The following is a 14,204-nucleotide window of genomic DNA, read 5'->3' as shown; positions in this document are numbered from 1 at the left end:
CCGCCGCAGACGGGTTCACACCAATGGGCCCGGGTGCCACGCTGGGATCATGAACGGTCTTCTCGAACACCTGCGTGCGGGGCTGCCTCCCGAGGCCCTCATCACGGATCCCGACGTCACCGCCTCGTACGCCCACGACATGGCGAGCTTCTGCGACGCGGGCACCCCCGCGGTCGTCGTGCTCCCGCGCACGGTCGAGCAGGTCCAGCACGTCATGCGCACCGCCACGGCGCTGCGCGTCCCGGTGGTCCCGCAGGGGGCCCGTACCGGCCTGTCGGGCGCGGCCAACGCCTCCGACGGCTGCATCGTGCTGTCCCTGGTGAAGATGGACCGGATCCTGGAGATCAGCCCGGTCGACCGGATCGCCGTCGTCGAGCCGGGCGTCATCAACGCGGTGCTGTCCCGGGCGGTCGACGAACACGGCCTGTACTACCCGCCGGACCCCTCCAGCTGGGAGATGTGCACCATCGGCGGCAACATCGGCACCGCGTCCGGTGGTCTGTGCTGCGTGAAGTACGGGGTCACCGCGGAGTACGTGCTCGGCCTGGAGGTCGTCCTCGCCGACGGGCGCCTGCTCACCACCGGCCGCCGCACCGCCAAGGGCGTCGCCGGATACGACCTCACCCGGCTCTTCGTCGGCTCGGAGGGCAGCCTCGGCATCGTCGTCAAGGCCGTGCTCGCGCTGAAACCGCGGCCGCCGCGGCAGCTGGTGCTGGCCGCGGAGTTCCCGAGCGCGGCGACCGCCTGCGACGCGATCTGCCGGATCATGGAGCGTGGTCACACTCCGTCACTCCTCGAACTGATGGACCGTACAACGGTCCAGGCCGTCAACCGGATGGCCGGCATGGGCCTCCCCGACACCACCGAGGCGCTCCTGCTCGCCGCCTTCGACACCCCGGACCCGTCGGCCGATCTGGCCGCCGTCGCCGAGCTGTGCACCGCGGCGGGCGCCACCGAGGTGGTCCCCGCGGAGGACGCCGCCGAGTCCGAAATGCTGCTCCAGGCCCGGCGGATGTCGCTCACCGCGCTGGAGACCGTCAAGTCGGCCACGATGATCGACGACGTCTGCGTACCCCGCTCGAAGCTCGGCGCCATGCTGGAGGGCACCGCGGCCGTCGCCGAGAAGTACGGCCTCACCATCGGTGTCTGCGCGCACGCGGGCGACGGCAACACCCACCCCGTCGTCTGCTTCGACCACACCGACGCCGACGAGTCCCGGCGGGCCCGGGAATCGTTCGACGAGATCATGGCGCTCGGCCTGGAGCTCGGCGGCACGATCACCGGAGAGCACGGCGTCGGCGTCCTGAAGAAGGAGTGGCTCGCGCGCGAACTCGGCGAGGTGAGCGTCGAGCTGCACCGGGGCATCAAGCAGGCCTTCGACCCGCTGGGGCTCCTCAACCCCGGGAAGGTGTTCTGACGGCGGCGGGTACGACGGGCATGACGGGTACGGCGGCCGGGCGGAGCCGCGCCCGCTCACGCGTCGCCGTCCTGCGACTCGTCCGACGGCCACGGGTCGCGCATCCACAGGTCGTCGGCCGGCAGCGGCGCGAGCAGCTCGGCGAGACCCTCGTCGATCCCGAGCAGCTCGGCCTCGGTGCCGGGCGGGACCACCCGCAGCGTCCGCTCCACCCAGGCGGCCACCGCGGCGGACGGCACCTCCAGCAGCGCGTCCCCGTCGGGCGAGGTCAGCGCGACGAAGATGACGTTGCGCCGCTCGACCTTGGTCGGCCAGATCCGGACGTCCCCGTGACCGCACGGCCGGAACACCCCCTCGACCAGCAGATCGCGGGCGAAGGTCCAGTGGACCGGGAAGTCGGAGCCGATGTGAAAGGCGACGTGCACGGCGTACGGGTCCGCCGTGCGGTACGTCAGACGGGCGGGTACGGGGATGCTGCGCTCGGGCGACAGGACCAGCTTGAGTTCCAGCTCGCGTTCCACGACGGTGTGCATGAGTGCGTCCTTCCAGTGCCTGTGGGCCGGTCCCATGACCGGTCCGCACAGGGAGAGAGCGCCCTCCCCGCCGGCTATTACGCGACTTCCGGAAAAAATTTCCGGGCGACGGGAAACTGCCTCAAACCCCGGGAGTGGCCCAGGGGTACGCGGGCGTCTGGTAGATGTGGACCCGTTGCATTCAGGCCTCGACGAGATACGGGACCACGGTGATGAGCGCCCCAACCCCGGCACCCGGTGACGAAAGCCCCCGCGAGGGGTACTACCCCGACCCGTCCATTCCCGGATACGTCCGGTACTGGAACGGCGCTTCATGGGTCCCCGGCACGAGCCGCCCCGCTCCCCGGCAGGGTGAGTCGATGCCTGCGGCACCTTCCGGAGCGGAGCCCGCCGCACCGGCGGGCGAGCCGCAACCGCAGTCGCCGGCCCCGGCGGCGGTCGACGAGACCGGTCCGGTCTTCCTGGACGAGGAGCCGGACGCGGGCAACCGCCCCGAACCGGCCACCGCCTGGCAGGCCGACGCCTCCCGGCAGACCGGCTTCGGCGGGGAACGCGACCGAAGGGTCTCCTGGGGCGGCACCGGACAGCCCGGCGAACTGGGCGGACAGAGCGGCCCGCTCCGGCCGTCGGGGCCGGAGTCCGGGGCCGGTTCGGAGCCCGGCCACGATCCGCGTACGCCCGTCGACCGCTTTCCGGCGCGCCGCGCTCCCGCCGGCCTCGTCCCGGTGAATCCCGCCCCGATGGGTCCTGTCCCGGTGGACTCGGCCCAGGGCGGCCAGGTGCCGGACGGCCGGGGCCCCGCGGTCCGTACGCCCGCCGACCGGGCCACCTCGGACCCGCGGCAGCCCGCCGCCCTTCCTCCTGCTTCCCCCGTGGCCCCTTCCCCCGCGCCGGACCCGGCGGCCGGTGCGGTGCCGGGCGCGCGTGGCGCCGGTGTGCAGGTTCCCGAGAACACGGTGGCGATCCGGGTCAGCCGCCGGTCCCGACGGGCACCGGAACCGGCGGCCGCGGAGGGCACGATGGCGATCCGCGCGATCACCCCCGGCACGAACCCGCAGACCCCCGCTCCGGCTGCCCCGGCCCAGAACCAGGCCCCGGCGCAGAACCAGGCCCCCGCGCAGGGCCAGGTCCCGGCGCAGAACCAGCCTCCCGCGCAGAACCAGCCCCCTGCGCGGAGCCAGCCCCCCGTGCAGGGCCAGGTCCCCGCGCAGAGCCCCGCCCCCTGGGCGCAGCAGGCCGGTCCGCCCGCCCAGTCCGCCCAGTTCACTCCGCCCGCCCAGGCGGCCCGGCCCCAGCCGCAGCTTCCGGCCCAGCAGCACCGGCCTCAACTCCAGCCGCAATTCCAGCCCCAGCAGCCACATCCGCCGCAGCTCCAGCAGCACTTCGGCGCTCAGGGTGCGCAGGGTGCCCAGCCGGACCAGCCCGTCGTGCCCTGGAAGCCGCCGGTCGACGACCCCTTCCAGCAGCTCGCACAGGCCCAGGCGGCGGCCAGGCCGGCCGGGCTCGGCAAGCGGTTCGCCGCCCGGCTGATCGACACCGTCGTGCTGATGGCGCTCGTCGGCGCGATCGGCTTCCCGCTCGTCTCGCGGGCACTGGACCACATCGACGGGAAGATCGACGCGGCGAAGCTGTCCGGCGAGACGGTCACCGTCTGGCTGGTGGACTCCACCACGGCCGGTCTGTTCGGCGGGGTGCTCGGCGCGTTCCTCGTGCTCGGCGTCCTGCTGGAGGCGCTGCCGACGGCCAAGTGGGGGCGCACGCTCGGCAAGAAGCTCTGCGGGCTCGAAGTGCGGGACATCGAGTCCCACGGCGCCCCGTCCTTCGGCGCCGCGCTGCGCCGCTGGCTGGTCTACGGCGTGCTGGGCATTCTCGCGATCGGGGTGGTCAACGTGCTCTGGTGCCTGATCGACCGGCCGTGGCGCCAGTGCTGGCACGACAAGACGGCACACACCTTCGTGGCGGGCTGACCGCACCCGTCCGGCCGACGGCCCATCGGGTGAGGGGCCGTCGGGGCCGCCCGTTCCCCCGAACGCACCTGAGCCGTTGCGGGTACCCCCGGGCCGGGGTGCACTGCCCCCATGAGCAATGATCAGCCGACGTCCGGTCAGCCGCCCGAGGACGACCCGTTCCGCAAGAAGCCGCACGAGCCGCCGCCGTCTTCGGGTTCGCCGTACGACAGTGCTCCCCCGCCCCCGCCGCCGCCGTACGATCCGGGGCCCTACGGCGGCGGTGGACCGTACGGTGGCCCGGACCCGCTGGCCGGCATGCCGCCGCTGGCGGAGCCGGGCAAGCGCATCCTGGCCCGGCTGATCGACTTCCTGATCATCTCGATCCCGCTCTATCTGATCTCACTCCCGTGGGGCGGCGCGGTCGAGATGTCGGACAACAACGGCAACGGCAGCGGCGTCAGCGATGTCTTCAGCCAGACGTACAGCGGGCACCAGCTGGTGTGGTCGCTGATCGGGCTGGTCGTCTACGTCGCGTACGACACGTACTTCACGCACAAGGACGGCCGGACCCTCGGCAAGCGGCTGCTGAAGCTGCGGGTCGCCATGCTCAACGACGGGCGGGTGCCGGACACCGGCGCGTCGTTCCTGCGGGCCGTGGTGCTGTGGCTGCCGGCCCTGTTGTGCTGCCCGTGTCTGTGGTGGCTGATCAACATCGTGCTCATGTTCACGGACAAGCCGTACCGGCAGGGCCTCCAGGACAAGGCGGCGAAGACCGTGGTCGTCCAGAGCAACTAGCCAGGGACCGCCCGGCGGTTCAGCGTCGTACGGAGTGCTGGTTCACGGGCCGCTCCGCGGGGGCCGCGGAGCGCCGTGCGGTCTCGCGGGGTGCGAGGGTCCGGGCGTCGTCGCGGGCTAGGCCCTCGGCCTCGACGGCCGCGGAGACCGTGTCCTGGTTCACCCGGATCGCGGAGCGGGCCTTGGCCCGCTTCGTGGTTTTCGCGTGGGACGGCTGGGGTACGGTCACGGCCACCAGCAGACCGAGCGCGAGCGCCGCGGTTCCGATGGCGGCGATGCCGAGGCCCGAGCCCGTACGGGAGAGCAGCAGCATCGCGAGGGTCGCGAAGACGACGGTGACCGAACCGTAGGAGAGCTGTGCGGCGGTGGGACGCGGCATGGCGGTATCCGTCCTCGGGGCATCGGATGGGCAGTCTCTCAACACGGTCGCACTGTCAATCGACTCTACGACGGTGGATGCCCGAGAGGGGCCATCGGTAAGCGTGGCCTAACCCCCGGTGCCGGTGCACAGGGGGCGCACGGAGGCATATTCCGCTCCGGCTGTGGCCCCCTACGCGCTGGTCACCCGTTCGATGAACGTCCGGATAACGGAAGCGTTCTCCTGCATAGTGCACTTGGCCTGTGCAAGTCAAGATCTGTCTTTTCTCGCGTAACTCCGGTCGAATGTCGTCACTTGTGACGCGTATTCGCGCGCGGCCCCACATTCACCCTGGCCGCAGCGGCGAGTGCCGGGGAGGACTACATCAAGTGACCAGGAACAGACGGGCGCTTCGCGCTGCCGCGGTTGTCGTGGCCATGGCCGCGACGGCCGCCACGGCGTCAGCCTTCGCCACGGCCCAGGCCGATGACAAGGCGTCGGGAGCCAAGAACACCATCGTCGACCGCCGTGACCCGGGGTCGGCCAAGGGCAACGAGCACGACCTGAAGGGCCCGTTCACCGAGGAGCGGGACGCACAGCGTCAGGCCGCCCTGGAGCAGGTCATATCGGGCGACAAGAAGATCACGAAGCGGGGCGGCTCCCAGGTCGTCAAGCTCGACGACAAGAAGTACGTCGAGCTCGGCCGCGAGAAGACCGACAAGATCTTCACGGTCCTGGTGGAGTTCGGCGACAAGGTCGACAACACCACCATGTACGACCCGGACGGCGACGGCCCGAAGCCGGCCGTCCCGAAGTACGGGGGCACGCCCGGCCCGCTGCACAACAAGATAGCCAAGCCGGACCCCAAGAAGGACAACAGCACCGCCTGGCAGGCCGATTACAACCAGGCCCACTTCCAGGACCTCTACTTCGGTACGGGTGCCGGCAAGGACTCGCTGAAGACGTACTACGAGAAGACGTCCTCCGGGCGCTACTCGGTCGACGGCGAGGTCTCCGACTGGGTCAAGGTCCCGTACAACGAGGCCCGCTACGGCTCCAACTACTGCGGTTCGACCAACTGCGCCAACGCCTGGGACATGATCCGGGACGGCGTGAACGCCTGGGCCGCCGACCAGAAGGCCAAGGGCCGTACGCCCGAGCAGATCAAGGCCGATCTCGCCCAGTACGACCAGTGGGACCGTAACGACTACGACAACGACGGCGACTTCAACGAGCCCGACGGCTACATCGACCACTTCCAGATCGTCCACGCCGGTGAGGACGAGTCCGCGGGTGGCGGCGCCGAGGGCACGAACGCCATCTGGGCGCACCGCTGGTACGCCTACGGCTCCAACGCCGGCGCGACCGGTCCGGCCTACAACAAGGCCGGCGGCACCGAGATCGGTGACACCGGCATCTGGGTCGGCGACTACACCGCGCAGCCCGAGAACGGCGGCCTGGGTGTCTTCGCCCACGAGTACGGCCACGACCTGGGCCTGCCGGACCTGTACGACACCACCAACACCGCCGAGAACTCGGTCGGTTTCTGGTCCCTGATGTCGGCCGGTTCCTGGCTCGGCACCGGCAAGAACTCGATCGGTGACCTCCCCGGCGACATGACAGCCTGGGACAAGCTCCAGCTGGGCTGGCTCGACTACGCCCAGGCCAAGGCCTCGAAGAAGTCCACCCACAAGCTGGGCGTCTCCGAGTACAACACCAAGAACAAGCAGGCGCTCGTCGTCACGCTGCCCGAGAAGCCCGTCACCACCGCCGTCACCAAGCCGGCGGAGGGCTCCAAGCAGTGGTGGAGCGACATGGGCGACAACCTGAACAACACCCTCTCCCGCTCGGTCGACCTGACCGGCAAGTCCAAGGCCTCCCTGGACCTGTCCGGCTGGTGGGACATCGAGAAGGACTACGACTTCCTCTACACCGAGGTGTCGGACAACGGCGGCACCAGCTGGACCGCGATCGACGGCACGGCCGACGGCAAGGCGATCCCGCGCGACGCCAGTGACAAGCCGGCCCTGACCGACGTCTCCGGCAAGTACCAGAAGCTCTCCTTCCCGCTGGACGCCTACGCGGGCAAGAAGATCGACATCCGCTTCCGCTACACCACCGACGGCGGCGCGGGCGGCATCGGCTTCGCGGCCGACACCATCTCGGTCACCGCCGACGGCACCGTGCTCTTCTCGGACAACGCCGAGGGCGACGACAACGGCTGGACCGCCAAGGGCTTCTCCCGCGTCGGCGAGTCGTTCACCAAGGACTACGCGCAGTACTACATCGCGGAGAACCGCCAGTACGTCAGCTACGACAAGACCCTCAAGGTCGGCCCGTACAACTTCGGCTTCTCCAAGACCCGTCCGGACTGGGTCGAGCACTTCCCGTACCAGAACGGCCTGCTCGTCTGGCTCTGGGACAAGTCCCAGAAGGACAACAACGTCTCGCAGCACCCGGGCCAGGGCCTGATCCTGCCGGTCGACGCGCACGCCAAGCCCCTGAAGTGGGCCGACGGCTCGATCATCCGCAACAAGATCCAGCCGTTCGACGCTCCCTTCAGCTGGTACGCGACCGACGCCTTCACGCTGCACAACGCGGACGTGCCGGTCCGGATCAAGTCGCAGCACGGTGTCCCGGCCTTCGACGACCACAAGGGCACCTACTGGTACAAGGAGAACCCGACCGGAAGTGTTCAGGTCCCTGACACGAACACCCGGATCTCGATCGTCAAGGAGCCCCGCAGTGGCTCGACGATCACCGTCAAGGTCGGTCCCTCGCACAAGTAGTTCCGTATAACCGCAGGTCAAAGCATGATCGGCCGTCGCCCTCTAGCGGGCGGCGGCCGATCGTGTTTAGGTGCGTCTTGTTCAGATACTTATTGACACAACGTCTCACGGGGGAGCGCGGAGCATGGCAGGCGGAGGATTCTGCAAGTTGCCGAACGGCAGTGTGGTGGTGGCGATCACCCTGGCCAGCCCGACCGACGGAGCCGGTCCCGGCGCCCCGGTCCGGGTCCTGGTGCACGCCGCCAACCGGGCCCGCGCCCTGACCAGGCTGCGCAACGCGGGCCTGCGCGCGGTCTACCTCCGGGGCAACGCCGAGCCGCCCACCCCCGACGAGATCACCGCCGTACTGCACCACCCCGACGGGCTGCTGTGGCGGGCGAGACCCCAGCGGGCGCAAGAGCTCTGGCACCCGATCCGGGCCCTGCTCCGCCCCGCCGTGCCCGTGCGGCGCCCGGCCTGAGGCGCGGGGCCTGCCCGGCCTGGGGCGCGGGGCCTGCCCGGCCTGGGGCGCGGGGCCTGCCCGGTTACACCACCGGCTTGCCGGACAGCTTCACGCCTGCCCTGCGGAGCTCCTCCAGAGCCCGCTCCGTGGTCGTCTCGGCGACCCCCGCGGTCAGGTCGAGGAGCACATGCGTCGTGAAGCCCGCCCGGACCGCGTCCAGCGCCGTCGCCCGCACACAGTGGTCGGTGGCGATGCCGACGACGTCGACCTCGGTGATCCGGTGGCCGTGCAGCCAGTCGGCCAGCCCCACGCCGTTCTCGTCGAGGCCCTCGAAGCCGCTGTACGCCGCGGCGTAGGCACCCTTGTCGAACACCGCGTCGATCGCCCCCGAGGCGACCGCGGGGGCGAAGTTCGGGTGGAAGCCCACGCCCTCCGTGCCGGCCACGCAGTGCGCCGGCCAGGAGTGCTCGAAGTCCGGCTGGGCGGAGAAGTGGTTGCCCGGGTCGATGTGGTGGTCACGGGTGGCCACCACGTGGTGGTACCCGGCCTGGGCCTCCCCGATCAGATCGGTGATGGCGGCGGCGACATCGGCGCCCCCCGCCACGGCGAGGCTGCCGCCCTCGCAGAAGTCGTTCTGAACGTCGACGACGATCAAGGCGCGGTGCATGGCTGGTGTCCTTCGGTGGGGGACTTCGGCGGTCGTAGGGGTGGGGCCGGGCCTGTCGTGGGGGGTGTGTCGGGGCCTGTCGTAGAGCGTGGGGCCGGGCCTGGCGTGGGATGGGTCCGAACCCGCTGGGGGGGATGTGTCCGAGCCTAGAGACTCCGGCCCCGGACAGGGAGGGGACGGAACGAGGACCTTGCGGTGGCCGGGGGCGCGGTGGCGAGCGGACCCGCCCGCTAGCCACCGCGCCCCGCGGTCACACGTACTCCGTGGGGATCACCGGCTCTCCGCGCGACAGCTGCAACGCCGACATCGGCAGCCCCGCCCGCGCCGCGATGTGCCGCTCGCGCGCCGCGTCCAGCGGCTCCCGGGCGATCACCTCGCCCTCCCTGACCAGCTCGACCAGCAGCTGCCGGTCGGCCAGCTCCGGGGGCACGGCACCGGTGCCGACCACCTCCGCCTCGGCCACCCCGTGCTCGTCCAGCCGGCGCGCGGCCCACTTGCGACCGCCCACCGACGACTTCGCGCCGAGCGACTTCTTGGCGACCGGACGCAGCGGCTCCGCGGGATCGGCGGACCCGGCACGGGCGACCAGCTTGTAGACCATCGAGCAGGTGGGCTGCCCGCTGCCGGTCACCAGCTGCGTGCCCACCCCGTACGCGTCGACCGGCGCCGCGGCCAGTGAGGCGATGGCGTACTCGTCCAGGTCCGAGGTCACCACGATCTTCGTCTCCGTGGCGCCCAGCTCGTCCAGCTGCTGCCGCACCCGGTGCGCGACCAGCAGCAGATCGCCGGAGTCGATCCGCACCGCGCCCAGCTCGGTCCCGGCGACCTCGACCGCCGTACGGACCGCCTCGGTGACGTCGTACGTGTCGACCAGCAGCGTCGTGCCCCGGCCCAGCGAGTCGACCTGGGCCCGGAACGCGTCGCGCTCGGTGTCGTGGAGCAGTGTGAAGGCGTGGGCGCTGGTCCCGACGGTGGGGATGTTGTAGCGGAAGCCCGCCGCGAGGTCGGAGGTGGTGTGGAAGCCGCCGATGTACGCGGCACGCGCCGACGCCACCGCGGAGAGTTCATGGGTGCGTCGTGCACCCATCTCGATCAGACCACGCCCGCCTGCCGCCGCGGACATCCGCGACGCCGCGGCGGCGATCGCCGAGTCGTGGTTGAGGATCGAGAGGATCACCGTCTCCAGCAGCACGCACTCGGCGAAGGAGCCCTCGACCCGCAGGATCGGCGAGCCGGGGAAGTACACCTCGCCCTCGGGGTAGCCCCAGATGTCACCGCTGAAGCGGTAGTCGGCCAGCCAGGCGAGCGTGGGCCCGTCCACGACGTTCTGTTCGCGCAGGAAGGTGAGCATCTCGTCGTCGAAGTGGAAGTTCTCCACCGCGTCCAGCACCCGTCCGATGCCCGCGACGACGCCGTAGCGCCGCCCCTCGGGAAGCCGGCGCGTGAACGCCTCGAAGACCGAGCGCCGGTCGGCCGTGCCGGCCTTCAGCGCGGCCTGCACCATCGTGAGCTCGTACTGGTCGGTGAAGAGCGCGGTCGACGGCACACCGACCCGTCGCCCAAGGTCCGCAGAGTTCATGTTCCGGATGCTACCCCTATTTCGTCAGAGTGACGAGATCTCGGGTCGTTTGTGCGATGCCCCCTCCCGGGTGGCAGCATGGGGTGGGTGAGCGTCGCCCCCGCAGAGATCACGCGTCCCGAATCGGCCGAGGAGACTCTTGTCGTCCCCGAGCCCGACGTCCCCTGGGTGACGCTGGTCCACAACGACCCGGTCAATCTCATGAGCTATGTGGCCTATGTCTTCCAGGCCTACTTCGGCTACTCCAAGGACAAGGCGCACAAGCTGATGCTGGACGTCCATCAGAAGGGCCGCGCGGTCGTCTCCAGCGGCAGCCGCGAGGAGATGGAGCGTGACGTCCAGGCCATGCACGGCTACGGGCTGTGGGCCACGCTCACGCAGGACCGCAACTAGCCCGATCCGTCCCCCGCCCCGCCCGACCCACCATCGGAGAGAACCCATGGCCGGCCACTTCGAGGCCACCCCCGGCGGCGGCGCGGCCGTCGCGCTCGACGAGGTGGAGATCGCGATCCTGCGCTCCCTCGCCGTCCAGCTGCTGGAACTGATCGGTCCCGGCGACGAGCCCGCCGAGGGCGCGGACCCGCTCGCCGCCCTCTTCGCGGAGGGACCCAGCGAGCCGCCCGCCGATCCCGCCCTGGCCCGCCTCTTCCCCGAGGCGTACGGCGACGAGGACGGCGAACTGCGGGCCGCCTCCGCCGAGTTCCGCCGCTTCACCGAGAACGACCTGCGCGCCCGCAAGCGCGAGGACGCTCTCGCCGTCGTGCGCACCCTGGACGCGCTCACGGTCGCCGACAACGGCGGCGCCGTGCTGGAACTCACCGCCGACGAGTGCCGCCACTGGCTCGGCGCCCTCAACGACCTCCGGCTCACCATCGGCACCCGGCTGGAGGTCTCCGACGAGGACGAGAACGACTCCGGCTCGCTCTACCGGCTCCCCGACAGCGACCCGCGCAAGCCGATGGTCATGGCCTACCTCTGGCTCGGCGCGCTCCAGGAAACGCTGGTGGAGACGCTGATGCCGTAGCGGCATCCCCCCGGGATGCCGCCGGACGCGCGCGGGCGTTCGCTCAACAGACGCTCAAATCCGAATAACGATCCCGTCACCCGAATGGCCTTTTTGCTGCGGCAGGAAACCCTTGTCCGCTTTTTAATGTGGTGTGCACCACATAACGCCCGGTGGATCGCCCGGGTGGCCGTGATAAATCTTCACGACCACTCGGGCGACACCACACCTGTTCCCGAGGACGCCACGAGCCGGCCACCACCGGCGGCACTCCATCCATATCCGGGGGGATCAGGACCCGATCCGCGGCCTCGGCGGCGCGGATCGGCGTGGAGAAAGGCGCAGCACATGACATCGGCACAGGTCGACAATGGGCAGGGCGGCCGGCGGGCCGTGGAAGTCGCGGATGCCGGCCCGGCGGGCGAGGGGTACCAGCGGGCCCTCGGTTCCCGTCAGATCCAGATGATCGCCATCGGCGGAGCCATCGGCACCGGGCTCTTCCTCGGTGCGGGAAAGGCGATATCCAAGGCCGGACCCAGCCTGATCCTGGCCTACGCCGTCGCGGGCCTGGTGATCTTCTTCATCATGCGGGCCCTGGGCGAACTCCTCATGTACCGCCCGGTCTCGGGCTCCTTCTCCGAGTACGCCCGTGAATTCATCGGCCCCTTCGCCGGATTCGTCACCGGCTGGACCTACTGGCTGTTCTGGGTCGTCACCGGAATCACCGAAGTCACCGCGGCCGCCCAGTACATGACGTTCTGGTTCAGCATTCCCCCCTGGGTTTCGGCGCTGATCTTCACCATCATTCTGTACGGCGTGAACCTGATCTCCGTGAAGCTCTTCGGGGAACTCGAATTCTGGTTCTCCATGGTCAAGGTGACCGCCATCGTCGGCATGATCCTCATCTGCGCCGGAATTCTCACCCTCGGCTTCTCCGACGCCGGGGACACCGCGTCCGTCACCCATCTCTGGGCCGACGGCGGATTCTTCCCGCACGGCATCAAGGGCACCCTGATGACCCTGCAGATCGTGATGTTCGCCTTCCTCGCCGTCGAACTCGTCGGCGTCACCGCGGGCGAGTCCAAGGACCCGAAGACCGTGCTGCCCAAGGCCATCAACACCGTGCCGTGGCGCATCGCCGTCTTCTACGTCGGGGCCCTCGTCATGATCCTCTCCGTGGTCCCGTGGACCGCGTTCTCGCCGGGCGTCTCCCCGTTCGTCGAAGCCTTCGACAAGATGGGCCTCGGCCTCGGCGCCGGGATCGTCAACTTCGTCGTGCTGACCGCGGCGCTCTCCTCCTGCAACTCCGGCATGTACTCCACCGGCCGCATGCTGCGCGACCTCGCGCTCAACGGGCAGGGGCCGAAGCTCTTCACCCGGCTCACCCGGAGCGGCACCCCGCTCGTCGGCACCACCTTCTCCGCCGCCCTGATGCTCGTCGGCGTCTGGATCAACTACCAGTGGCCCGGTGACGCCTTCACCTACGTCGTCTCCTTCGCCACCATCTCCGGCATGTGGGCCTGGATCATGATCCTGGTCAGCCAGATCCGCTACCGGCGCCTCGCCGACCGCGGCGTGCTCCCGCAGTCCGCCTTCCGGGCCCCCGGCGCCCCGTACACCAGCGTCTTCGCGCTGGCTTTCATCGCGGTGGTCGTCGTGATGATGGGCATCGACAAGGACACCAGGATCTCGCTGTACTGCGCCCCGCTCTGGGCCGCCCTCCTCGGCGTCTCCTACCTGGTCCTCAGGGCCCGCAACCCGGAGAACAGGGCCTTCGCCAAGAGCTGAGAGCCGCCGCCCCGCCTGCCTCTCGGCGGCCCTGTCCACCATGCGGGCCCTCACGTACCACAGTCCGGTACGCGGGGGCCCGTCCGCCTATCCTGGCGCCATGCTGACCATCACCCAGGCCCTCTACGACCAGATCGTCGCGCACTCCCGCGCCGACCACCCCGACGAGGCGTGCGGCGTGGTCGCCGGTCCGGCGGGGACCGGCCGCGCCGAACGGTTCATCCCGATGCTCAACGCCGCCCGCTCGCCCACCTTCTACGAGTTCGACTCGGCCGACCTCCTCAAGCTCTACCGCGAGATGGACGACCGCGACGAGGAGCCGGTGATCGTCTACCACTCCCACACCGCGACCGAGGCCTACCCCTCCCGCACCGATGTCACCTACGCCAACGAACCCGGCGCCCACTACGTCCTCGTCTCCACGGCGGACACCGACGACGCGGGCCCCTTCCAGTTCCGCTCGTACCGCATCGTGGACGGCGAGATCACCGAGGAGGACGTCGAGGTCGTCGAGGCGTACGAACCCGCCTGACCGCGTCCTGCCGCCGGACGCCGGCAGGCCGCCCACCGGCCGGACGGGACCGGGCCCACCACGGTCCCGTCCGCCTGTCGAACACCAGCCATCCACCAGGTGAGATCACACTCGGGATTACGGACCGGGAATCGATACGATGAGCGCATGGTTCCCCATGACGTGAGCGACAAGACGCCGGGCATGCTGCTCGTCGCGCGCCTGCACGTCGACCTGTGCAGGCTCTCCAGCGCGATCTGTACCTGCCGCCTGCCCGCCGGCCGCAAGGCCTGAGCCGGGCCCGCGGCCCGAGCAGCACACGTACGCACCGACCCCCGCGCGGGGGCTGAGCCGCGCGCCCCACGCCACCTCT

Annotated in this window: 14 protein-coding genes; 10 read left to right on the top strand and 4 right to left on the bottom strand. The window is 70.3% G+C overall.

What is annotated here, in order from left to right:
- Positions 1 to 49 precede the first annotated feature (49 nt).
- Positions 50 to 1,417: an FAD-binding oxidoreductase gene (locus GA0115234_RS10110; protein WP_093540565.1), complete on the top strand. Its 1,368-nt coding sequence runs from the start codon at positions 50 to 52 to the stop codon at positions 1,415 to 1,417.
- A 56-nt stretch (positions 1,418 to 1,473) separates the two neighbouring features.
- Here the strand turns inward: GA0115234_RS10110 and GA0115234_RS10105 are convergent, their stop codons facing one another.
- Entirely contained in the window at positions 1,474 to 1,950 is a 477-nt protein-coding gene (locus GA0115234_RS10105) for an SsgA family sporulation/cell division regulator (protein WP_093540652.1), read from the bottom strand.
- A gap of 212 nt (positions 1,951 to 2,162) precedes the next feature.
- Between GA0115234_RS10105 and GA0115234_RS10100 the strand changes: the two genes are divergently transcribed.
- Entirely contained in the window at positions 2,163 to 3,917 is a 1,755-nt protein-coding gene (locus GA0115234_RS10100) for an RDD family protein (protein WP_093540564.1), read from the top strand.
- 111 nt (positions 3,918 to 4,028) lie between these two features.
- On the top strand, positions 4,029 to 4,694 hold the full coding sequence (locus GA0115234_RS10095) for an RDD family protein (protein WP_093540563.1): 666 nt from the start codon (positions 4,029 to 4,031) through the stop codon (positions 4,692 to 4,694).
- Positions 4,695 to 4,713: 19 nt separating this feature from the next.
- Here the strand turns inward: GA0115234_RS10095 and GA0115234_RS10090 are convergent, their stop codons facing one another.
- Positions 4,714 to 5,073, bottom strand: a complete 360-nt coding sequence (locus tag GA0115234_RS10090) for a hypothetical protein (RefSeq protein ID WP_093540562.1) — start codon at positions 5,071 to 5,073, stop codon at positions 4,714 to 4,716.
- A 368-nt stretch (positions 5,074 to 5,441) separates the two neighbouring features.
- Here GA0115234_RS10090 and GA0115234_RS10085 point away from each other — a divergent pair, with 368 nt between their 5' ends.
- Together GA0115234_RS10085 and GA0115234_RS10080 are read left to right on the top strand one after the other, a co-directional pair.
- A complete protein-coding gene (locus tag GA0115234_RS10085; RefSeq protein ID WP_176729129.1) occupies positions 5,442 to 7,841 on the top strand; it encodes an immune inhibitor A domain-containing protein in 2,400 nt (799 codons plus the stop codon).
- Positions 7,842 to 7,965: 124 nt separating this feature from the next.
- Complete coding sequence (locus tag GA0115234_RS10080) at positions 7,966 to 8,301, top strand: hypothetical protein (protein ID WP_176729128.1); 336 nt, start codon at positions 7,966 to 7,968, stop codon at positions 8,299 to 8,301.
- A gap of 64 nt (positions 8,302 to 8,365) precedes the next feature.
- Here the strand turns inward: GA0115234_RS10080 and GA0115234_RS10075 are convergent, their stop codons facing one another.
- Both GA0115234_RS10075 and GA0115234_RS10070 read right to left on the bottom strand, forming a co-directional pair.
- Positions 8,366 to 8,950 (bottom strand): isochorismatase family protein, encoded by a 585-nt coding sequence (locus tag GA0115234_RS10075; protein WP_093540560.1) that lies wholly within the window; start codon positions 8,948 to 8,950, stop codon positions 8,366 to 8,368.
- Positions 8,951 to 9,200: 250 nt separating this feature from the next.
- Complete coding sequence (locus tag GA0115234_RS10070; protein ID WP_093540559.1) at positions 9,201 to 10,529, bottom strand: nicotinate phosphoribosyltransferase; 1,329 nt, start codon at positions 10,527 to 10,529, stop codon at positions 9,201 to 9,203.
- 78 nt (positions 10,530 to 10,607) lie between these two features.
- On the opposite strand from GA0115234_RS10070, the gene clpS reads away from it, so the two are divergent.
- The 5 genes from clpS to GA0115234_RS43335 all read left to right on the top strand — a co-directional run bounded on the left by clpS (position 10,608) and on the right by GA0115234_RS43335 (position 14,125).
- Positions 10,608 to 10,922 (top strand): ATP-dependent Clp protease adapter ClpS, encoded by a 315-nt coding sequence (gene clpS, locus GA0115234_RS10065; RefSeq protein ID WP_093540558.1) that lies wholly within the window; start codon positions 10,608 to 10,610, stop codon positions 10,920 to 10,922.
- 46 nt (positions 10,923 to 10,968) lie between these two features.
- Positions 10,969 to 11,553, top strand: a complete 585-nt coding sequence (locus GA0115234_RS10060; RefSeq protein ID WP_093540557.1) for a DUF2017 domain-containing protein — start codon at positions 10,969 to 10,971, stop codon at positions 11,551 to 11,553.
- A gap of 327 nt (positions 11,554 to 11,880) precedes the next feature.
- Positions 11,881 to 13,320: an amino acid permease gene (locus tag GA0115234_RS10055; protein ID WP_093540556.1), complete on the top strand. Its 1,440-nt coding sequence runs from the start codon at positions 11,881 to 11,883 to the stop codon at positions 13,318 to 13,320.
- Between the two features lie 100 nt (positions 13,321 to 13,420).
- The gene (locus GA0115234_RS10050) at positions 13,421 to 13,852 is read left to right on the top strand and encodes a Mov34/MPN/PAD-1 family protein (protein WP_093540555.1); all 432 of its coding nucleotides are present in this window, start codon (positions 13,421 to 13,423) and stop codon (positions 13,850 to 13,852) included.
- 147 nt (positions 13,853 to 13,999) lie between these two features.
- On the top strand, positions 14,000 to 14,125 hold the full coding sequence (locus GA0115234_RS43335) for a putative leader peptide (protein ID WP_256088703.1): 126 nt from the start codon (positions 14,000 to 14,002) through the stop codon (positions 14,123 to 14,125).
- Positions 14,126 to 14,204 lie beyond the last annotated feature (79 nt).

It is taken from the genome of Streptomyces sp. DvalAA-43 (assembly GCF_900091725.1).
GTDB classification, from domain to species: domain Bacteria; phylum Actinomycetota; class Actinomycetes; order Streptomycetales; family Streptomycetaceae; genus Streptomyces; species Streptomyces pulveraceus.
The sequence above is the reverse complement of the archived record's forward strand: the minus strand, read 5'-3'. Positions and strand labels throughout refer to the sequence as shown.